Origin of the sequence: Cytobacillus sp. IB215665, assembly GCF_033963835.1 — a bacterium.
Lineage (GTDB): Bacteria > Bacillota > Bacilli > Bacillales > SM2101 > Nanhaiella.
Map to the genome: position 1 here is coordinate 49,913 of NZ_JAXBME010000018.1, position 22,433 is coordinate 72,345.

15 protein-coding genes are annotated in these 22,433 nt (G+C 34.8%); all 15 read left to right on the forward strand.

What is annotated here, in order from left to right; translation table 11 throughout:
• Positions 1–4: 4 nt before the first annotated feature.
• A complete protein-coding gene (locus tag SLH52_RS18605; protein WP_320210759.1) occupies positions 5–331 on the forward strand; it encodes a hypothetical protein in 327 nt (108 codons plus the stop codon).
• Positions 328–987 carry a hypothetical protein gene (locus SLH52_RS18610; RefSeq protein ID WP_320210760.1) on the forward strand — a complete coding sequence of 220 codons (660 nt, stop codon included), beginning with the start codon at positions 328–330 and terminating at the stop codon, positions 985–987. Before SLH52_RS18605 ends, SLH52_RS18610 begins: the two co-directional genes overlap by 4 nt.
• Entirely contained in the window at positions 988–1,401 is a 414-nt protein-coding gene (locus SLH52_RS18615; RefSeq protein ID WP_320210761.1) for a DUF5411 family protein, read from the forward strand.
• A gap of 19 nt (positions 1,402–1,420) precedes the next feature.
• A complete protein-coding gene (locus SLH52_RS18620) occupies positions 1,421–2,365 on the forward strand; it encodes a Flp pilus assembly protein CpaB (protein WP_320210762.1) in 945 nt (314 codons plus the stop codon).
• Positions 2,366–2,370: 5 nt separating this feature from the next.
• Positions 2,371–3,996 (forward strand): hypothetical protein, encoded by a 1,626-nt coding sequence (locus SLH52_RS18625; RefSeq protein ID WP_320210763.1) that lies wholly within the window; start codon positions 2,371–2,373, stop codon positions 3,994–3,996.
• 32 nt (positions 3,997–4,028) lie between these two features.
• A complete protein-coding gene (locus tag SLH52_RS18630) occupies positions 4,029–4,832 on the forward strand; it encodes an ATPase, T2SS/T4P/T4SS family (protein WP_320210764.1) in 804 nt (267 codons plus the stop codon).
• Entirely contained in the window at positions 4,825–6,378 is a 1,554-nt protein-coding gene (locus SLH52_RS18635; RefSeq protein WP_320210793.1) for a CpaF family protein, read from the forward strand. The genes SLH52_RS18630 and SLH52_RS18635 overlap by 8 nt, the downstream gene beginning before the upstream one ends.
• Entirely contained in the window at positions 6,371–7,321 is a 951-nt protein-coding gene (locus tag SLH52_RS18640) for a hypothetical protein (RefSeq protein ID WP_320210765.1), read from the forward strand. The genes SLH52_RS18635 and SLH52_RS18640 overlap by 8 nt, the downstream gene beginning before the upstream one ends.
• A gap of 547 nt (positions 7,322–7,868) precedes the next feature.
• Positions 7,869–8,507 (forward strand): hypothetical protein, encoded by a 639-nt coding sequence (locus SLH52_RS18645; RefSeq protein ID WP_320210766.1) that lies wholly within the window; start codon positions 7,869–7,871, stop codon positions 8,505–8,507.
• 23 nt (positions 8,508–8,530) lie between these two features.
• Positions 8,531–8,803, forward strand: a complete 273-nt coding sequence (locus SLH52_RS18650) for a hypothetical protein (RefSeq protein ID WP_320210767.1) — start codon at positions 8,531–8,533, stop codon at positions 8,801–8,803.
• Positions 8,804–8,990: 187 nt separating this feature from the next.
• Positions 8,991–14,729: a fibronectin type III domain-containing protein gene (locus SLH52_RS18655; protein ID WP_320210768.1), complete on the forward strand. Its 5,739-nt coding sequence runs from the start codon at positions 8,991–8,993 to the stop codon at positions 14,727–14,729.
• 88 nt (positions 14,730–14,817) lie between these two features.
• Positions 14,818–15,204: a hypothetical protein gene (locus SLH52_RS18660; protein ID WP_320210769.1), complete on the forward strand. Its 387-nt coding sequence runs from the start codon at positions 14,818–14,820 to the stop codon at positions 15,202–15,204.
• Between the two features lie 14 nt (positions 15,205–15,218).
• Positions 15,219–20,975: a fibronectin type III domain-containing protein gene (locus tag SLH52_RS18665; RefSeq protein WP_320210770.1), complete on the forward strand. Its 5,757-nt coding sequence runs from the start codon at positions 15,219–15,221 to the stop codon at positions 20,973–20,975.
• 57 nt (positions 20,976–21,032) lie between these two features.
• Positions 21,033–21,353 (forward strand): hypothetical protein, encoded by a 321-nt coding sequence (locus SLH52_RS18670; protein WP_320210771.1) that lies wholly within the window; start codon positions 21,033–21,035, stop codon positions 21,351–21,353.
• A gap of 59 nt (positions 21,354–21,412) precedes the next feature.
• On the forward strand, positions 21,413–21,964 hold the full coding sequence (locus SLH52_RS18675; RefSeq protein ID WP_320210772.1) for a hypothetical protein: 552 nt from the start codon (positions 21,413–21,415) through the stop codon (positions 21,962–21,964).
• Positions 21,965–22,433: the final 469 nt, after the last annotated feature.

Consider the following 22,433-nt stretch of genomic DNA (forward strand, 5'->3'; position numbering starts at 1 on the left):
TATTGTGAAAAACATTATTTCAATGGATGATCTGTCAAAGTTGTTATTTGGCTGGAATGATCATTACGGAATCAAACAAAGCCACGGTTCTGTAACGTTTGTTGAGCTTAAGAAAGAATTCAAGGTCAATGATTTAACAATGTCAGGAGAGCTTATGGAGAAATTACAAAAATACTATCCATATTTAACATTTGAATTTGATAATCAAAACAACAAATTGTTGATGAATATTAGTGTTAGAAAAGATTCTCTACCTTCGTTTTTTCATTTTAAAACAGTATTAAGGAAAGTAGAGGAGAAATGGAAAGAAGAGGGAGTGATTGCAGGGTGAAAAGTATTAAGCTGCACATGTTTGAAAGATTTCTAGCAGTCAGTATTTCTTTACTACTTACTCTTCTTATATTGAGTTATATACCGCTAGAATCGAAGTTGGATGAATGGGTAGATATGGGCTTATTTCTGTTTATGCTCTTGAGTCTTGGGATTTTTTGTTTTATTCAAATTCACTTTAAAAAGTGGAAAAGATGGGGATATACATTCTCAAGTGATTTAGGTTTGAAAAAAATAGTTATTTTCAAAACAAACCTTCTTACACCAGAGGGGAAAAAGGTATTTGAGCTACATCATAAACCACATCCATTAAAACATGGACTGAAATTGAAAAAATATGAAAAAAAAGCAGTCATTCAGTCTTTAAAAAATGACCTTACAAAAGACTTTGCTACGCTATCTAAGTTTTGTCAGGAGCAAGATGCCTATTTAGTGACTATTACTCATAAAAAGATGATAGCAATATGGCAACAAAGCTCTTCATCTTCATTTGACATTAAAGAAACAAAAGAAATCAGAGATCCTTTTGTTAGCCCAACGTTGCTTCAGTGGATTCAACTATCTATCTCAACATCTGGAAGAGTAGCTAAGAGGCCTAAGTCTAAAGAATGGAATACGTTTGTATTTCATGCAATACAAGGAGGTGAATCATGTTAGATGGAATCAACTCCAAAGCTTTGGTTTTTTATCATAATCGGATCATTATTTGTCTTTTTCTTGATAGATGTAAGTTATCAGATGTTTTTAAGTGATGATGTGAAAAAATCACTAGAAAATTCAATTAAAGGTGGCGTACAGCAATCAATTAATAAAGGTACATTAAGGGTGGAAGAAGTCATGACGATTGATAGTGAACGTTTCATTGAATTCCAACAATCCCTATATACAAATAATCAAAGTGTGAGGAATGCAGAAGAAAGAACATATTTTCATGCTACTTCAGAGTTTCCTCCTATGGTCACTCTACATTCAGCAGGAGCATCAGAAAGCTCCTTTAAAAAAGCTTTTGATGAAGATCCTATTGTCACAACTAACAAAAAAGAAATAGCAATAATGGAAAAAATCAAGTAACGAAAGGGGAAGTTTAAATATGAAATTAAGTACACTTGCAAAAAAACGTATACTCGCTGGAGTAGGTGCTGTCGTAGTGGTGACAGCATTTTATTTTTACAATGATGCAGCCGTTGAACAAAAAATTTCACCAGTTAAAGTTGTTTTCGCTAAAACAGATATACCACCGCATACCCAAATCACAGAAGAAATGGTATTCGAAAAAGTAGTACCTGGTCAAGCGATTCCACCAAATGCTTTATCAGAGGTACAGCAAGTCATCGGAAAATGGACTGTAGATGGATATGGAGTAGCTAAAAACTCACTTGTATACAATGGGAAAATACTAGATACAGGAGATATGCCAGATGCTGCGATATTAAATTTAGAGGACGGGGAGTATGCGTTCCCTTTGCTTGTAGATCTTGAAACTAGCTCTGGTAATGCCATAAGACCAAATTCATATGTAGATCTTTATTTTGTTACGATACAAGATAAAAAACCGTTGACTGGTAAGCTGTATGAACGGATTAGGATTTCAACTGTAAAAGATTCAAAGACTCAAAATGTATTTGGGGCTGAAAATTATACAGAGTCAGCAGGAACCTCCCAACTACAAAGTAGTCAAGTTGCAAGCTCATCAAATAATCCGAGTGCTCTAGCTAAACTTTATACTCTAGCGGTAACTGAAGAACAGCTCGACCTTCTTACAAAGGCAAAAGTAATGGGTAATATTATTCCAGTCGCAAACAGTGATAGCTATAACGACTCTGTTGAAGGGGAGTACAAGTTAGATAAATCAATGCAAGAGATTCATGATTATATCGAAACAAATTCATATGATCAGAAATTGACTGAATTAGAAAATTCAGTTGAACAAGCATCCTTTAAAGTGGGAGATCAATCTGTGGACACAAATAGCGAGCCTGTAGAAACAGAAGATTCAGCTGTAAATAATGAAGATGAAACAGTGAAAGGTGGATAAAAATTATGATTATATTAGCAACGGGTCACAAACAGTTAGATGAGGATTTAAAAAGAGAGCTGAAAGCAGACATATCTGTAGACTGCTTAGAAAACATTGAATTCACGATTTATTCACATCAGCCAAAAGTGTTGATTTTTAGTGAGTTTATCCCTGTGATTAGCCATTTAACAGATCAAAACGAACGTTATCAAGCAATTTATAAAGTACTAGCAACTGTTAGAAATAACGACGTGAGAGTCATCCTTTTAACTACACCTGAAGCACCTCAATGGTTTCTAGGCAAGTGCGTATCATTAGGTATTTACGACATTATATTAAAGTCTGAGATAGATGGGAGCATAATCCCATCTTTCTTTTATAATCCCTCAACAAAAGAACAGGCAATTGAGTTATTAAAGTCTTTAGAAAATCATAAATCCAATGTACCAGTTACACCAGTACTACCAGTTGAAGAAAGAATTGAAAAGAAGAGTGTCGTGAACAATGAAGTGAAGAAAGAACCCGAATCAAAACTTGAACCTGTTGTACAAAAAGAAGTGGTGAGCCCTTCTAATTATGCCGATACTCTCACATTACAATCATCAGGTACCACAGGCTTTAAGGTAGAATTCAATAAAGAACCTAAGAATGATACGAATGAACAGAAAGTAGAAAAAGAAATACATCAAAATGATTCTTTCGTTTCAAATATTACGCCAGCTGAAGATTCTAATGAAACAAATGGTGGGCTTGAGGAAGAGGAGATTAAGAGTAACACAATACCTTTTAAACGTGAGAAAAAGAAGCACATCAACCTTTTGGGAGAACAAAAGATCATAAGTTTTTGGGGTGAAAATACAGGGTTAGGTAGCAGAACACTATCACAATCATTTGCTACTCTTGCAGCTGAACGTGGGGCTGAGGTGTTATATGTAGAAATGAACTATTTTACACCTTCATTTGCAGTAACAAGTGGTCTGAGTCATTCAGACAAGAACTTTTTCAAATATATGACGCATTTTATTGAAAATGAAGATGTTGATATTGAGAAATTCATCGCAAATGTCAGTGAAGTTTATGCCGGTAAGAAAAGTGTAAGAAAAGCCATTAGTAAGTTACCTAAAAAACTAGACTTTTTAACATTACCAAGAGGATACGATGTAAATACATCATTCCCTGAAGTAGATACAAAAATATTCATTAAAGCATATATGGATAACTTACGTGCAAGCAGATATGACATGATTGTTTTAAATTTACCACCTGTTCTACAGAATAAGTTTACTTTTCCAATCATGTTAGAGTCTGATCTGATTTTAAATGTAACAACACTTCATCCAGCGCGTGTAATCGGGTATAAAAGTTTAAAAGATCGTTTATCAAAAACGCCTCTTGATATGGAGAAGTTCCATACAGTTGTAAATATGGTTCATAAAAACTTTAACAAAGAGCAAGTAGAGCTTTTCTTAAATGAGCCTACTGCTTTTTTCGTTCATTTTGATGAAGTGAGGTTAACAAATGAATTAGACTTGGAAATTGGTTCACCGCTTATTAATCAAGCTGTTGGAGACTACTTAACCGAAATTGGTTTATCAAGCAATGAAATGATGGAGACACATAAGAGAAAACGGCTTATTAACTTCAAATAATTAATAAATATAATTTTGAGAGGAGATACAATATGACTCAGAAAGTAAGACTAGAAGATCAAAAAATGTTAAATCACGTAAGTGAAGACATATTAAAAACTTTACAGGCATTTGTTGAAGCTGGGCTAAACATCTTAATAGTTGGCCCAGCAGGTAGTGAGAAGACAGATTTGTTCAATTATTTAGTTAAGCATACAGAAGACCATGAACGTTTGCTTATGTATGAAGCTAATTCAAATATGAATTTGAAAGATATTTATCCTGAAAAACAAATTATAAGTCTAGATTATAGCTTGGCTGAACAAGAAGATATAGTTAATCGAACATTATTAAAAAATACGTTGTACTTAAGACCAGACAGAATATTGATAGGGGAGTGTCGGGTTCCTGAAGCTACTATGATGCTTGAAAGTTATAGCACAGGTTATCATGGGATAGCAACAATTAAAGAAAAATCATGGACTGAAGCAATACAATGGCTTATACAAATCTGTAAGCAATCAGGGTGGAAACAAGCTGATCATCACATTGGGGAGTTCATTGCATCTACATTCGATATCGTAATTTCACTAAATAAGGTGGTAGATAACAACATAAGTATTTCAGAAATAGTAGAGCTGAGAGAATACAAGGATAATACCCCAATTTATACACTCTTGTATGAGTTAGAAGCAGGAGGGTTAGTAGAGAATAACTTGATATTTAGTTACCTGCAAAAGGGATTTTTATCAGAAGAAACAGTTACTAAAATCTACGAAACAGGTGTTGAAGTATCTATGTTTAAGCACCTTGTAAAAGAAGAGGATAAGGAGTTGATTGATAGTGTCAATGTATGAAAGTAATATGATTAGCTTAGAAGATTATATTGTTGATTCTCAGTCGAATGTAGAAAAAGAAGAAATTAATAATGAGGTTCTAACAGAAAAGCATGAAGAAAAGAAAGTTGAAGAGATTGTTAGCGGGGAAGTTATTCCCCTTACTTCACAAGATGAAGGGAATACGATTGATCTCAACAAATATAGTTATCAGTATAGAACAGATAAAGAAAATAAAAATATAGCAAAAAAGAATATATCTCCAGAAATACTAACAGATATAAGTGAGTTTTTATCAAATAAACACAAGAAATTATTTCAGGAATCTATTATAGATAAGAAGAAACGACAAAACCTTAGTGTAATTATTTCAGACTTTATTTCTAGTAATTCAATTACTGTACCAGGTTACTCAGCTGATGAATTAATAAAGTCCGTTATAGATTCTTTATCAGGTCTAGGTGTACTTGAAGATTTAATTGATAATGAAAATATTACGGATATTATGGTAAATGGTCGAAGTGAAATATACGTTGAAGAACTAGGGGTGGGTGAATACAAAACTAATCTACGTTTTCCTAGTGATGCTGCGTTAAATGCTGTTGCTATGAAAATAGTGAATGCATCAGGAGAAAGTTTGACCACTTCAAAGCCATATGTGGATTGTAAATATCCTACAATGCGTATTAATATTGTTACTGGTGAAATTTGTGGACAAGGAATTGCCATCTCAATTAGAAAATTTGGTAAAAAAGTCAGAATAACTGATCAATCTATGATAGAAACAAATCAAGGAAATGAAGATATGGTAAAAACCTTAGAAGCATTTGTGAAAGCAGGACTAAATATGCTAATTGTTGGGCCTACAGGTAGTGGGAAAACTGAATTACTCAAGTATTTAGTAAAGCACATAGAGGATAATGAACGTTTTATTATGTTAGAGGATACTGCCGAAACAAGGTTAAAGGACATATATCCAGACAAACACATAGTAAGCATGGAATGTAGATTTACTGGTAGTGAAGAAAGTGATGTAGATTATCCAGTGTTATTAAAAAATGCTCTTCGTCAAAACCCAGCTAGAATAGGAGTAGGTGAGTGTCGTGGTGATGAAGCTGTACACATGATCGAAATTTATAACACTGGACATGAAGGTGGAATGACAACAGGACATTCTAATTCAGCTGCAGATGGAGTGAAAAGACTTGTACAAATGTGTCTTCGTTCAGGAATGAAGCTTGATCCCGATGTAATTGGTGAATGGGTAACATCTACTTTTGATATTGTTATTTTTCAGAAGAAAATGAAGGATCAACATCGAAGAATAAGAGAAATAATAGAATTAAGGGGTTATGAAGATAATAAGCCTATTTATACTACACTGTATAAAATGAAAATTGATGGACATGAACAAGTCGAAGGTAGGAAACAAATATTGTGTTCACATCATCAAAAAGGGTTTTTATCAATAGATGTAGCGACAAAATTATATGAAGCAGGAATTGATATAGAAACTTATAAACACCTAGTAAGTGATGAGGACAAGGAGGAGTTGGGCATTGTCTAATTGGTACAGTATATTCTGCCTAGTTCTTGCAGGTATTTTGCTTTATTACTTGTTCTCACAGCTATTAGGTAGAAAAAAGTATAAGGTACAAGATTTATTTAATGATGAATATGTTGCCAAACATGAAAAGAAAAGCGACTCAGAACGATTTGCTTCTTTAAAAAACAATGCATTAACAAAATGGATCTATCCAGCCCAATTCATTCATGAAGCTAATAAATATGATTGGGATATTACTGTAATGAATTATTGGCTATTAGTTTCTTTAGGAGGGGCGGTTGGTTCATTTCTTCTAAGTATCTTTAACTTAGGAGCTATATCAATCTTTGGATTTGGGGCAGGATTTTTAGTTCCGAGAACACTTCTTTCAATTAGAAGATTAAAATATAAAAAAGAGATCGAACAACAGTTAATTACTTATATGAAGGCTGTATCTAATGCGATTTCTTCATCTGGTGGTAATGTAACTAAAACACTAGAATCAATTACACCTATGTTAAAAGAACCTATTAAAACAGATGTTGAATACTGTCTTTCTTTACATCGGGGTGGTACATCAATTCAGGAATCGTTTAAGCTAATGGATGAAAAATACGAATATAGTGACCTTGTTTTTTTTCACAGCATGTTGGATGCAGCACATCGTAATGGTAAGGAGTTTTTCGATATACTTGATTCAACCGCAAATGAATTTGAGCAAAAGAAAGTATTGCAGGCTAAGTTAAGTGCAAATATGGCACAAGTAAGACGTGCTTTCTTTCAAAATAATGGGATCGTAATTGTAGTATTAATAGGGGGCAAATTTTTTGTAACAGATATTTTTAATAGTACATTTAATTCGCCTATAGGAAAATTAATCTTGTTATTCATTTTATTTTCAACCATTTTTTCTTATGTCAAAGTTCAAAAACACTGTGAATTTGATCCATCAGAAGCTCAATGAAAATAATAATATGACACTATAAGTAACATTTGTTAACAAAAAGAAAAAAATATTATCAAAAGTTGGTGAAAATGGTTGATTTTAGACTTGAAATAGTTTAATATTTTAGACAAGCAATAATATAAGCATTTTTAAAACATCAATAATTGAATAACAAACATACGACGACTGAGAAAACTCAGAGTTGGAGATTGTAAAACAAGGGCTCGCCATGTGCCTATTTTGTTATATCTCTCATTCTACGTTTTCAACAGTCGTTTTTTGTTATTTTCTTTTTGATCAAGAAGGGATGTGATAGTGTGTTCGCTTTTATGTGATTCTCGGAATTGTTTCGTACATTTTTATTCACTTACTGTTAATACGGAAGACAGACATAGCTTATACCTTCACAGATTATCTCCAAGATAGTGACTCGCACAGAATTCATAAGAGTGAGTCACCGATACAAAAATACTTAAAAAAAATTGTAGGAATCGTAGCTAAAAAGAATGTCAAATTAAGTTACGACAGTAGTGAGAGCCTTAGATTAAAATTAAAGCAGGCTGGAATGAAACAAACACCCGAGATATTTGTTGCTCAAAAAATTGTTTACGCTATGTTAATGGCAATATGTTTTACGACATTGTTTGTCATTAATCAAAACTTTGTCATGTTAGGAATCGCAGTTGTCAGCTCCATTGTGATGTATTTTTATCCTAATTATACACTTTCAAAGAATATTCAATATGCAAAAGCAATGAGAAAGATAGAACTACCTGATTACCTTACACCTTTAGCAAAATTGATGAGCAGTTACACACCATATCAAGCAGTTAAAGAGTGTGAAAAATTTGCGGGACCATATTTGAAGCCTTATGTAGACAAGTTAATGGTAGACATGGACTTAGATCCTGGTTCAATAAAACCATTTCAAACATTTGCTTCACAAATAGGTGTACCACAAGCAGATTTGTTTGTAGTAGCTATACAACAAGCTTTAACAACAGATCGCATTCGTTCTAAGCAAATACTTGAAAAACAAAGAATAATTATGATGAAGATACGTGAAGAGAGTTACAACGAGTTAATTAATATAAAGCCAATTGTTGTGAATAAATACAATATGATTGTCGTATTCAATATGATCTTGGTCGTATTAAGTATGGTGGTCTATGTTTTCCTAGATTTCTTCTCGGCATTTGGTTAAAAAACAAGGAGGAAATGAAAATAATGAAAACTACAGTAGCAAAATTTAAAAATGGGGTAAAAAATCGAATTGAAAAGGAAAAAGCTTGGATGAAAAATGAAACATCACAAGTTACAACAGAAGTTGGAGGATACGTTTTGATGGGTATTATTCTTGCTGGTGGTATTATCACTTTAGCAGCTCCAAAACTTAAAACAGCATTTGGAAACAGCTTCGATAGAATGGTTAACGCTTCAAGTGGACCGGGCTTAGTTGCTGATCCATTTGGTACTGGGCAAGCTGACTGGAGCGAGTAATCCATCACATCTACAACCATATATTATGATTTCTCACTAAAGTCCCATCAGCTATTATGGTGGGGCTTTTTGTTTTTTCTAAGGGTAAAAGGAGGTGTACGATATCTATCCAAAAGAGAGAATCCATTGCACCAAACAATTTGTGCTAATACAGAACAAAAATATAAATAGGAGGAGTTGATAACATTTGGCACCAATTAATGTATTGAACAGTCAATCTACAGTAAACAAAGCTGTACGAGCTGCAATGCTTGGATCAGTAACAGTTGCAACAGTTGCTGTTCCCATTCCGAGTTTGGGATTAAATCATAGTGCAGAGGCTTCATCAGTGGTAAAAAGTATGGATGTTACATTTGAGGAAAGCACTTTACAGACAAGAACAAAAACAATTACTATACCCAACTCAACAAGTGTAGAGAGCATAGCTACGGACACTGGAAATATAGAGATTGTATCAATTAATGGAGATCAGGTCACAATTAGGGTTAAAAATGGAGATTGGGTTGATAGAGAAGCTTATACTGATCCACAGAAATATTCTAAGGAAGTAACCAAGACTGAAACAAGTTCTGATGAAACCTTTCCAGAAACAATATCTTATTCAGAAGATGGATATACAGGTGACATTCCAAAGTATGGTTCAGTTTCACCAAGAGTGGTTAGTGGTGAGTATATACCAGAAGATAGTAAATATATTGAGGAGTTAGAAGTAACAAGTAGAGATAACTCCTTTTTTGACGAAAGATTTTATGAAGATGAAGATGGTTATAAAGGTTTTCTTTCCTTAGACCGTTACATTACAGAATATAATCAGTGGGGTGAAGTCAATAAGTATAGAGGATGGTTATACGGAACAGTAACAAGAGAAGAGGTTGATACAAGGGTTTATAATTACAGGCAAAGTTATTCCGGTACAGTATACAAATCAGGTACTTCATACAGAAATGAAACTTATGCTTATAACGTCACAATTAACTACACTGAGAATACTAATCCAAACGGATCAGCTGATATTGAACCAGGTATAAGAGATACAGACATCATCTTTGATGAAAGTTTAGAACAAGATCGAACAAAAACAATCACTATACCTAACTTAAAAAGTATAGAAGACATTACAGTGGATAATGGAAATGTAGAAATTGTCTCAGTCGATGGTGATGAAGTGACCATTCGAGTAAAAGATGGGGATTGGGTCAATAGAGAAGAATATCTTGCCACAGTTGACAAGGAAGTGACCATAACAGAAACAAGTTCTTCTGAAACGTTTCCAACTACTGTATTTTATTCGCAGGATGGTTATTCAGGGGATATTTCAAAGACTGGCTCCGTTTCTTCAGTACTAATAAGCGGAAGTTTGGAAGAAGAAGACAGCAAATTTGTTACGTCACAAAATTCATCCTCATACAACAAAGATGGATATAGCGGTACTCTTCAAAGATACCTTGATAGTGGTGAATATATTGCAGAAGATAGTAAGTATGTCGAAGCACAAGATTCAGCTACTTATAACAAAGATGGTTATTCAGGTACTTTAGAGGAGTATGTATATAGTGGAGAATTTATAGAAGGGGGATCGAGTACTTACATTGAAAGAATGGAGTATGATCGGATAGATGATATCCCTGAATTTATTTACGTTGATGATCCTGAATATTCTGATGAAAGCATAAAGTGTTATTTTAAAAGCAGAGATTCACTTACGCGTCCTAATGGTGAACGTTATTACCAAGTATTTTTCGAAGGCTATTATAGTGTTGATGATATAGATACACGTGTCTATAAGTACCGAGGAACAGTAACAAAGCCAGCTTCTGATACACGTGTTTATAAATATCAGGGAACAGTAACAAAGCCAGCCTCTGATACACGTGTTTACGAATACTCTCAAGACTACTCGGGAACTGTTTATAAAGATGAAACTCGATATAGAAACGAAACATACGCTTATAATGTTAAATTAACCTATACTCAGAATATGAATCCAGATGGCTCTGTTGAAACTGGTAATGTTACGGTGTCAAACCGAGATACATTCACAATATCGGGTACTAAAAATGATACGGATAATGATGCTACAACTGTAAAAATGAAGTTAGATGGAGGAAGAGAGTACGTTTTATCTGCTCAATCTAGTGAAGCTGATTTTAATACATTATTCCGATTAGAAGACTATAAATTAATACAGGAAGACATCGGTTTAAATGAATCAATCGTCGAGGGTAGCCATATTATAAAAGTTTGGATTGAAGATGATAAGGGTGGAAAATCGGGTGAGTATTCAGTCATCTTCACCTATGATAAATTCCATGTGATTGTCAGAGATCCTGCGAATGTCGGAGTAGATGATCTCATTGATAATGCTATTGAGAATGTTAATGCTGATTATATTAATAAATATCGTAGTGGTTTAGCTCAATATCAAATGGATATTGGGAGAGACTTAATAAAAGAAGATGTTCAGTTAGTGATTAATACGGTGAATAGTGTAAAAGAGGCTGAAGCGAATCCATCTTATGAAAAAATCGACCAAGCTCTAAACCTTGTTAACCAGTTAGAAGAAGATGTATTGAAAGCTAGTTTCATAGACAGATTGGATGCCCTTGTTACAGAACCTTCTCGCTTCCGCACAGGAATGATTAATGATACTACAGCTTTTTTAGAATGGGATGCAGCGTTTGAAGGAGCGATGTACGTTGTTAAACGTGGTGGTGAAGTAGTCTATGAAGGAAATGAATTGTCGTTTATAGATTCAGAACTTACACCAAATAGTCAACATGACTATACGATGTTTGCTAAGGTACAAGACTTAACAAGTGAAGAAATATCAACTTCACTTCATACGAAAGCTAGTCCTGTAACAGACATTTCTTTCTCCGAACTTACACATGAGAGTTTTAGAGTTTCATGGAGTCCAAACGGAAACCCTGAAGGTACTGAATATCAAGTGTTGGTGAAAGATGGAGAGGAGATCATTGTTGATAGCGGTTGGATTACTGATGCTACTGGTATGGCTTATAATTTAGAGCCATCTAATACGTACACTGTTGACATCAAGGCTCGTGATATTAATAGTGATGAAACAGAAATAACCTCAAGTAATGTTACGATTTTAGACTATGTAATTGATCAGATAGAGAATTTACACGTTACCGAAGAATCAGCTGAAAAAGTAGTAGTTGAATGGGATCATACTCAACCTGACATTGAGTTTATTGTGACAAAAGCGAGAGGTAATATCAATTTACCTGGTTCAGTAGTTGAAGGTAATATCTTTGAAGATACGGATATTGACGTTGGTAAAGAATACACCTATACCATTATTGCAAGAAACAAAAAATATGGGACAGAATCAGAACCAATCACCATTACAGCTAACGTGCCTTATCCTGAAGCTCCTGACAAAATACAAAACCTGTCTTATGAATTAACAGATGATGGCTCATACAAATTTACGTGGGATGAAGAAGAAAAAGCGCAACTTTACTATTTTAATATTTATGATGGCTCTAATAGAAAAGTATTCAAAAGTTTGGCAGAGACTGAGGTTACAACAGATAAATTAGAATTGGATACAACTTATTCAGTGGAGTTATACGCAATTGATAAATACGCACAACAATCGGAAAAAACAATAATGGAATTAACTACAGAAGGTACTCCGCAAGCAGAAAACATTACTGACTTTACTGTTGTAGTTGAAGGGAATACTGTTAATTTATCATGGGATGAAGTAGAAAACACATACGGTTACTATGTAGAAAGACATCTTGATGGTAAACAAATCACAAGAAAATACGTGGCTGGAACTACCTATCAAGAGGAAATTGACGATGGTGAATATGAGTATTTTGTTCAAACGTATCACAAAACAGGCGGTATGTTAGAACCTGTATCGAAAATGGTAACTGTTGGACAAGATGATGTACCACAAGATACTGAATTGGTTATTGAATCAGAAGTAAGTGACGGTACAGTATTACTTAATTGGACTCAACTTGAAAACACTTATGGCTACTACGTAGAAAGATGGGAAGATGGCGTTAAGAAATTTAGACAATATACAAGTGGAAATTCCTTTGAAGATAAGAATGTCGATGAAGGAGAAGTTGAGTATCATATTATTGCTTACACAAAAGATGGAATGCAAGAGCCAGTATTACATGTAGTAAATGTAGAAAAAGCACCTTCTGAGCCAATGGGAGAATTAGAAGTAACTGCAGATAATGATACAGTGGAGCTGTCTTGGAGTGCCATAGATGATGCGTATGGTTACTACTTGGAAAGGTATGATAGTAAAGGAGTTAGGAATTATAGAAAATTCATATCTGACAACACATTCACAGATCAGAATATTGATGAAGGTGAATATGAATACAAATTAATTCCATACACCAAACGTGGATATCTTGATCCAATCTATAAAACAATTCAAGTTGGTGAGCCGGTTGGTGATATTACTATTGATGACTTTAATGTTACGGTTGATGGTATCACTGTAACACTCGATTGGGAAAACAATGAAAAAGCATATAGGTATTACATCGAAAGATACGATCAACAAGGAAACAGAAACTTCCGCAACTTCGTTGATTCATCACAAAATCAATATGTTGATGAAAATGTAGCTTATGGTAGTTATGATTACAAAATCATCGTCTACTCAGCAAACGGTGAAGCACAACCAGTTACAAAAACAGTAACACTAGAGCCATCCGAAATTGTCTTAGACAGCTTTAATGTTGAAGTAGATGGAAACAATGTCAACTTGTCTTGGGATGAAGTAGAGGATGTATATGGCTTCTACGTAAGAAGATACAAGGATGGTCAAAGACAAATTAACGAATATGTGAATGATAATCAGTTTACCGATGAAAACCTTGCTGACGGAGAATATGAATATCAGTTAGTGGTTTACAGTAAAATTAGTGGTATGAATGAGCCTCTCATTCAGAATATTACAATCGTTAATGAAGATCCCGCACCTGTAGATGGTGAAGATGGTGGTAATGAAGTAGAAGAAACACCGCCAGCAACATCTATTGAAGACGTTCTATTAACAGTTGATGAGAATAATGTACAACTTGAATGGAATGAAGTAGATGGAGCATACAGTTATTATGTCCAAAGGTATAAAGATGGTAATAGACAGCTTCATAAGTATATTACTGACACGTCATTTATTGATGAAGGACTTGCAGATGGTGAATATGAGTTTCATGTGATTCTTTATGATTCGAATGGAATGAGCGATCCAATAATCAAGACGGTAGTCATAGGAGAAGAAACCGAGGAAGTACCAGTGGAAGAAGTTCCTGATGAAGAAACACCAATTGATGAAGGTCAAGGTGAAATTCCTCCGTCTGAGGAAGATCCAACTGATGGTACAGGTGAAGCAGAGGAAGTTATTGTTGAAGAACCAATAGATAATGAAAATGAACCTGTTCAGCCAACTGAACCACCAATAGAAGAAGAGCCGAATCAACAAGATGAGGCTGAGGAACAAGTGGTAGAAGAAGCAGTAGTACCACAAACTATTGAGTATGTTGAAAGCAATGTATCAGGCAACATCGTTGAATTAGAATGGCATGATCTCACAGACGTATATGGATATTACGTAGAGCGTTGGAAAGATGGGAAAAGAGAGTTTAGATTATTTGTATCATCCAACACTTTAACTGATGAGGTAAGTACAGCTGGTGAATATGAGTACAAAATTATCGCTTACAGTAAAACAACAAGAACAATGTTAGCTCCATTTGAAGAAACAGTTTCCGTTGGAATGGAAATAGAGCAGCCAGTAGAAGAAGTAATTGAACTTCAAGAAGATACGGAAGAAGAGAATCAAGAAGATGTAGGTGACGTTACTGGAACAGTAGCAGATCCACTAGAAGATTCTGATGAATTAATAATGACTACACCATAAGGATGAATTTTATTTATATGCCTTGCCCTATTCCTATATAGGGTGAGGCTTTTTTATTTATTCAATAGGTAAAGGAGGTGTGAAGAAAATGCAATCATCACCAGGTTTAATGATTTCACTATTATTCTTTGGATTATTCGCTTTGTTTCTTCCAGATTTTATGGGGTATACACTTCATTATGTAAATGCTAATCAAGCTGCTGAAGAAATTATTGATTCAGGGCAAAAGTATGGGGTGATTGACACACAATCGGCTGAACAAATTCTTAGTAATAGAAACTTACCAAATGATTTTTGGGAAGTATCTTTTACTACAAATGAAGTCGATTATAACGAGCCTACAGAAGTAAATATAAGTGGAACATATCAAATTAAAGCATTATACATCCTTGGACAAGCATTTGGTGATTCAATTCCTAGTCAACTTCCAATTAATATCAAGCGTGAAGCGCTAGGTCAGGTATATAGAAGATAAAAGGAGATGATAATTTGGCACCATTTAACGTGTTAAACAGTCAATCAACAGCAAATAAAGCTGTACGAGCTGCAATGCTAGGATCAGTGACCGTTGCAACAATTACTGCCCCCATTACACCCTTGGGTTTAGTAAATAGTGCAGAGGCTTCATCAGTGGTAAAAAGTATGGATGTTACATTTGAGGAAAGCACTTTACAGACAAGAACAAAAACAATTACTATACCCAACTCAACAAGTGTAGAGAGCATAGCTACGGACACTGGAAATATAGAGATTGTATCAATTAATGGAGATCAGGTCACAATTAGGGTTAAAAATGGAGATTGGGTTGATAGAGAAGCTTATACTGATCCACAGAAATATTCTAAGGAAGTAACCAAGACTGAAACAAGTTCTGATGAAACCTTTCCAGAAACAATATCTTATTCAGAAGATGGATATACAGGTGACATTCCAAAGTATGGTTCAGTTTCATCAAGAGTGGTTAGTGGTGAGTATATACCAGAAGATAGTAAGTATGTTGAGTTTGAGGATAGAAAATGGCCTGAATTTTTAAACAAACCATGGGATATACATTATAGTGATGAAGATGGATATGAGGGTAGGCTTGAGGTTAAAGATGCACAATGGGAAGTTAACAAGTGGGGAGAAAATATATACTATTTTGCAACAATTTATGGAACAGTAACAAAACCAGCAGTAGATACAAGAGTATATGAATATTCTCAAGCCTATTCAGGAACAATCTTCAAATCAGGAACTGAATACAGAAATGAGACATATGCTTATGACGTTACAGTAAATTACACTGATAATGCTAATCCAAACGGATCAGCTGATATTGAACCAGGTATAAGAAGCACAGACATCATATTTGAGGAAAATTTAGAACAAGGTAGAACAAAAACGATTACTATTCCTAACTTAAAGAGTATTGAAGACATTACAGTAGATAATGGAAATGTAGAGGTTGTCTCCATTGAAGGTGATCAAGTCACCATTCTTGTTAAAGATGGAAATTGGGTAAATAGAGAAGAGTATAGTAATACACTAGAAAAAGATGTAACAGCAACTGATACGAACTCAACGAATTCTTTTTCATCAACTTTTAATTATTCTGATGAAGAAGGGTATTCGGGTAGCATTTCAAAAAATGGGTCGGCTTCTGCAAATGTTGTGAGTGGAAGTTATACAGCTGGGGATTCGAAAGTGGTAACTACTTATAAAACAAACAGTGATAATAACTTTGCAACTACTACTTCGTATAACAGTGATGGATATACTGGCCAACTTTCGAAATCAGGTTCACCAATTGAGGAATTAATAAGTGGAACAATTGAAACTAAATCTATTGAAGTGCTTCAAAAAAATAAACTTTCTTGGGTGGTAAAGAAATGGGATTCTATCATAAACAGGTGGTTCACAGATAAAAGAAATGACTACGAAGAGCCCGAAACAATTGAACACACCACTGATGATGGTTATACAGGTACTTTGTATAAGGATAGGACCGAGGGGGACACCTACAGAGAGTATGAAGAAGACAATGATACCCTTAGAATTTACCGAGATTATATTGACACCTTTTATATAGGAGAAGTCACCAAAGATACTCGTGTTTTTGGATATAAGCAAACATATTCTGGAACAGTAACAAAACCTGCCGTAGACACACGTGTTTATGAGTACGTTCAAAACTACTCAGGTATTGTCACTAAAGAAGAAGTTGGATATAAGAATGAAACTTACGCTTACAATGTGAAATTGACATACACTCAAAATTTAAATCCTGATGGCTCTGTAGATTCCAATAACGTAACAGTGGCAAATAGAGATACATTTACAATATCGGGTACTAAAAGTGATAGTGATAATGATGTTACTACCGTAAAAATGAAACTAGACGGTGGGAAAGAGTACACTTTAGCATCTGCATCAACCGAAGCAAACTTTAGTAAACTATTCCGTTTAGAAGATTTTAGATTAATACAAGAAGACATCGGTTTAAATGAATCAATTGTCGAAGGGAGTCACATCATTAATGTGTGGATTGAAGATGAGCTAGGAGCTAAATCAGGTGAGTATTCAGTCATCTTCACCTATGATAAATTCCATGTGATTGTCAGAGATCCAGCAAATGTAGGGGTAGATGACCTGCTTGATAATGCGCTTGAAAACATTAATGCTGATTATATCAATGAATATCGTAGTGGGTTAGCCCAATATCAAATGGATATTGGGAGAGATTTAGTAAAAGATGATGCTCAACTTGTGATTGATACTGTGAATGGTGTAAAAGAAGCTGAAGATAATTCATCTTATCAAAAGATTGACCAAGCCCTAAATCTTGTTAATCAGTTAGATGAAGCTGTATTAAAAGCTAGTTTAATAGACAGGTTGGAGGCACTTGTTACAGAACCTTCTCGCTTCCGCACAGGAATGATTAATGATACTACAGCTTTCTTAGAATGGGATGCAGCGTTTGAGGGGGCGATGTACGTTGTCAAGCGGGGTGGTGAAGTAGTCTATGAAGGAGATGAATTGTCATTTATAGATTCTGAACTCACACCTAACAGTCAACATGAATATACGATGTTTGCTAAGGTACAAAACTTAACTAGTGAAGAGATAACAACATCTCTTCATACAAAAGCTAGTCTTGTATCAAATATCACTTTCACCGAGGTTACTCACGAGAGCTTTAGAGTTTCGTGGAATGCGAATGAAAATCCTGAAGGTACTGAATATCAAGTGCTAGTTAAAGATGGTGAAGAAATCATTGTTGATAGTGGTTGGATTACTGATACTACAGGGATGGCTTATAACTTAGAACCATCGAATACGTATACGGTTGACATCATTGCTAGAAATATAGAAGGTGTAGAAACAGAAGTAATAACTAAGAATGTCACGATATCAGAGTATATTATTGATCCGATTGAAAACTTACGTATATCAGAAGAAACAAGTGAAAAAGTGGTTATTGAGTGGGATCATACTCAGCCTGATATTGAATTCATCGTTACAAAAGCGAGAGGTAACATTAATTTACCGGGGCAAGTTGTAGAAGGTAACGTATTCGAGGATACAGATATTGATGCTGGTAAAGAATACACTTACTCAATTACTGCTAGAAATAAAAAGTATGGAACGGAATCTGAAACTGTAACGATTTCAGCCAATGTCCCTTACCCTGAAGCTCCAAACAAAATTGAAAATTTATCATACGAACTCACTGAAGATGGCTCTTATAAATTTACTTGGGATGAAGAAGAGAAAGCGCAGCTTTATTACTTCAATATCTATGAAGGGTCAAGCAGAAAAGTATTTAAGAGCTTGGGAGAAACTGAGATTACGACAGATAAACTAGAACTGGATACAACCTATTCAGTTGAGCTATATTCAATTGATAAGTATGCACAACAATCAGAGAAAACAATTATAGAATTGACCACTGAAGGTACTCCACAAGCGGAAAATATCACTGATATTACAGCTGAAGTTGAGGGGAATCAAGTTACACTCACATGGGATGAAGTAAATGATGCGTATGGTTACTATGTTGAAAGGCATCTTGATGGTAAGCAAATCACAAGGAAATACGTGGCTGGAACTACCTATCAAGAGGAAGTTGACGAAGGTGAATATGAATACTTTGTTCAAACGTATCACAAAACAGGTGGTATGTTAGAGCCTGTATCGAAAACAGTAACTGTTGGTACGGATGAATTACCACAAGATAGTGAACTGCTTATTAATTCAGAAGTAAGTGATGATACAGTGTCACTTTCATGGAATCAGCTTGAAAGTGCCTATGGCTACTATGTAGAGAGATGGGAAAATGGAATTAAGAAATTCAGAAAATATACAAGCGCAAATGCCTTTGAAGATACAAATGTCGATGAAGGCGAAGTTGAGTATCATATCATTGCTTATACAAAAGATGGGTTTCAAGAACCAGTATTACATGTGGTAAATGTAGAAAAAACACCTTTAGAACCTATAGGTGAACTGAATGCAATATCCACTGAGGATTCAGTTGAATTATCATGGAATGCATTAGATGATGCTTACGGCTACTATGTAGAGAGGTACGATAGCAAAGGGATAAGGAATTATAGAAAATACGTATCAGGCAATGCTTTTACGGATAGTAGTGTTAGTGAAGGTGAATATGAATACAAATTAATTCCATATACCAAACGTGGATACCTTGATCCAATTTATAAAGTTGTTCAAGTAGGGGAGCCAATTGGTGATATTACTATTGATGACTTTAATGTTACTGTTGATGGTAAAACTGTAACACTCGATTGGGAAAACAATGAAAAAGCATATAGGTATTACATCGAAAGATACGATCAACAAGGAAACAGAAACTTCCGCAACTTCGTTGATTCATCACAAAATCAATATGTTGATGAAAATGTAGCTTATGGTAGTTATGATTACAAAATCATCGTCTACTCAGCAAACGGTGAAGCACAACCAGTTACAAAAACAGTAACACTAGAGCCATCCGAAATTGTCTTAGACAGCTTTAATGTTGAAGTAGATGGAAACAATGTCAACTTGTCTTGGGATGAAGTAGAGGATGTATACGGCTATTACGTAAGGAGATATAAGGATGGTCAAAGGCAAATTAATAAATATGTAACTGATAATCAGTTTACCGATGAAAACCTTGTTGATGGGGAATATGAATATCAGTTAGTGGTTTACAGTAAAATTAGTGGTATGAATGAGCCTATCATTCAGAATATTACAATCGTTAATGAAGATCCCGAACCTGTAGATGGTGAAGACGGTGGTAATGAAGTAGAAGACACACCGCCAGCAACATCTATTGAAGACGTTCTATTAACAGTTGATGAGAATAATGTACAACTTGATTGGAATGAAGTGGATGGAGCATACGGTTACTATGTCCAAAGGTATAAAGATGGCAATAGACAGCTTCATAAGTATATTACCGACACGTCATATGTTGATGAAGGACTTGCTGATGGTGAATATGAGTTTCATGTGATTCTTTATGGTTCAAATGGAATGAACGATCCAATCATCAAGACGGTGGTCATAGGAGAAGAAATCGAGGAAGTACCAGTCGAAGAAGTTCCCGTAGAAGTACCAAATGAAGAAACTCCTGTTAATGATGAGCAAGGAGAAGAACCTCCTGAAGATACATCGACGGAAGAAACTGTAGAAGAACCAACAGAAGTTGATGAAGAGTCACCTAACGATAATGAACCAGTAGAGAATCCTTCATCTGAAGATACAACTGAAATAACAGAGCCTGAACAGCCAGTAGAAGAAGAACCAGTTATCGAAGAAGCGGTGCTCCCGCAAACTATTGAATATGTTGATAGCAACGTATCAGGTAACATTGTTGAACTAGAATGGCACGAATTAACTGACGTATATGGCTATTATGTAGAACGATGGAAGGATGGCAGAAGACAATTTAGGGTATTTGTATCTTCTAACTCTTTAACTGATGAAGTCAACGATGGTGGAGAATATGAGTATAAAATCATAGCTTACAGTAAAACTACTAGAACTATGCTAGCTCCTTTTGAAGAAACCGTATTAGTTGGCATGGCAACCGAACAGCCAGTTGAAGAAATAATTGAGCTTCAAGAAGAACCTGAAGAAGACAATCCAGAAGATGTAGATGATGCTGGTGATGCAGAAGGTGTAGATGACGTTATTGGAACAGAAGCAGATCCACTAGAAGATGATGACCAATTGGTTATGATAGCAAATTAATTTACCGAAAAAGAGCCCTATGAATAGGGTTCTTTTTTAATGAAGGGAGAATTGACAGTGAACTTTATTGAAACGGATATTCGAAGATTACTTAATATGTGGAGAGGTAAGATTCGGTTTAAACAAAACCAATCAGGGATTGGTCAGCTTGAAATGATTCGAAAATATAAGATTGTTGTCAATGGAGAAGAAAATGAAATCATGATTAATCGTGTGATCTTAATCATGAATAGTTATGAGTTTTTAACTGTTGAAGGTAATAAAGAAAACATTGAAGTAAAAGCAATGGTAAAACCTGATTCCATAAGTAAGTTTGAGAAGTTCTGTGACGTATTGAATGAATTAGAACAAGGAAATATGGTCCAAGCTGTTGCTTAATGAAAAGGATGGTGAGTGAAATTAGCTATATTCGTCATATTCCAGTGGAGAAGTGGAATTTGGATCAACAAGAACATGATCTTGAACAAGCGCTCCAACAATTAGAAAAAACAAGGGTATTATTACTTACAGCCTTAATGCAATATCGCTTTTGGCATGAAACAAGTAAAGAAACCCCTTCTTATCATTTTGAGAGAGCAAATATTTCAGTCAAGAAAACAAATGACCAGGTAAAATTAATTATGCAAGGCACACTTCCTTATATAAACGAAGAACATCGACAAAAAGATAAAAACTACTACCGTACACTAAGTGAATTTTATGTATCTGAAATGACGAAAGCAATTGAAAATGAAAATATAGGAATTCAGTTTGAAAAAGCACTCGTCATTATTAAGCAGTTTTATTCAGATGAAAAGGTGAGAGATTTTGACAATCAGTATAAGACCTTTATCTTTAATGCGCTGAGATACTCAAAAGTACTATTGGATGATTCGTGGAAAAAATTAACATATATAGAATGTGGTGAACTAGATAAAGAGTTTCCACGCACAGAAATTATTGTTACAAATGCTGAAAAACTAGATAATATAATGGAAAAAATAACCTAAAATAATCAAGCAGACTTTGTTAAGAACGTTGCGAAAATCATTTGTTAAGAACGCCCTCTTGACTTTGTTAAGAACAATGTCGGTACTTTGTTAATAACGTTATCAAAAACTTTGTTAAAAACAATATGGCATTTTGCCCAAACCATTCTTAACAAACGATATTAATTAATATCAATGTTTTCAACTAACTGCTCAAAACATAGGTGGCACAAAGGTTAACTAAACATTTTACCTTGTCGTAAGACTTTGTTAAGAAAGACCCCAAAATAACGATTTAGTAAGGAGGGGCTTTCGTTGAACCCGACTTACTGAGCGAAATTTATGGACCGTTTGACCTTAAATTGAAATTTATTGAAATATGGACTAAAAGCTATCGTTGAGATTAGCTCTAAAGGAGTCGATGGAGAAGGAAAGAGACGTTAGTCGAGTGGATTCGACTGAGACGACTGTACACGGCAAAGGCACCTAT

Excerpts from the sequence above, each read along its gene's own strand:
- SLH52_RS18660 (WP_320210769.1), top strand. The coding sequence starts at position 14,818 with ATGCAATCATCACCAGGTTTAATGATTTCACTATTATTCTTTGGATTA.
- SLH52_RS18630 (WP_320210764.1), top strand. The coding sequence starts at position 4,029 with ATGACTCAGAAAGTAAGACTAGAAGATCAAAAAATGTTAAATCACGTA.
- SLH52_RS18650 (WP_320210767.1), top strand. The coding sequence starts at position 8,531 with ATGAAAACTACAGTAGCAAAATTTAAAAATGGGGTAAAAAATCGAATT.
- SLH52_RS18625 (WP_320210763.1), top strand. The coding sequence starts at position 2,371 with ATGATTATATTAGCAACGGGTCACAAACAGTTAGATGAGGATTTAAAA.
- SLH52_RS18645 (WP_320210766.1), top strand. The coding sequence starts at position 7,869 with ATGAAACAAACACCCGAGATATTTGTTGCTCAAAAAATTGTTTACGCT.
- SLH52_RS18615 (WP_320210761.1), top strand. The coding sequence starts at position 988 with ATGGAATCAACTCCAAAGCTTTGGTTTTTTATCATAATCGGATCATTA.
- SLH52_RS18635 (WP_320210793.1), top strand. The coding sequence starts at position 4,825 with ATGTATGAAAGTAATATGATTAGCTTAGAAGATTATATTGTTGATTCT.
- SLH52_RS18620 (WP_320210762.1), top strand. The coding sequence starts at position 1,421 with ATGAAATTAAGTACACTTGCAAAAAAACGTATACTCGCTGGAGTAGGT.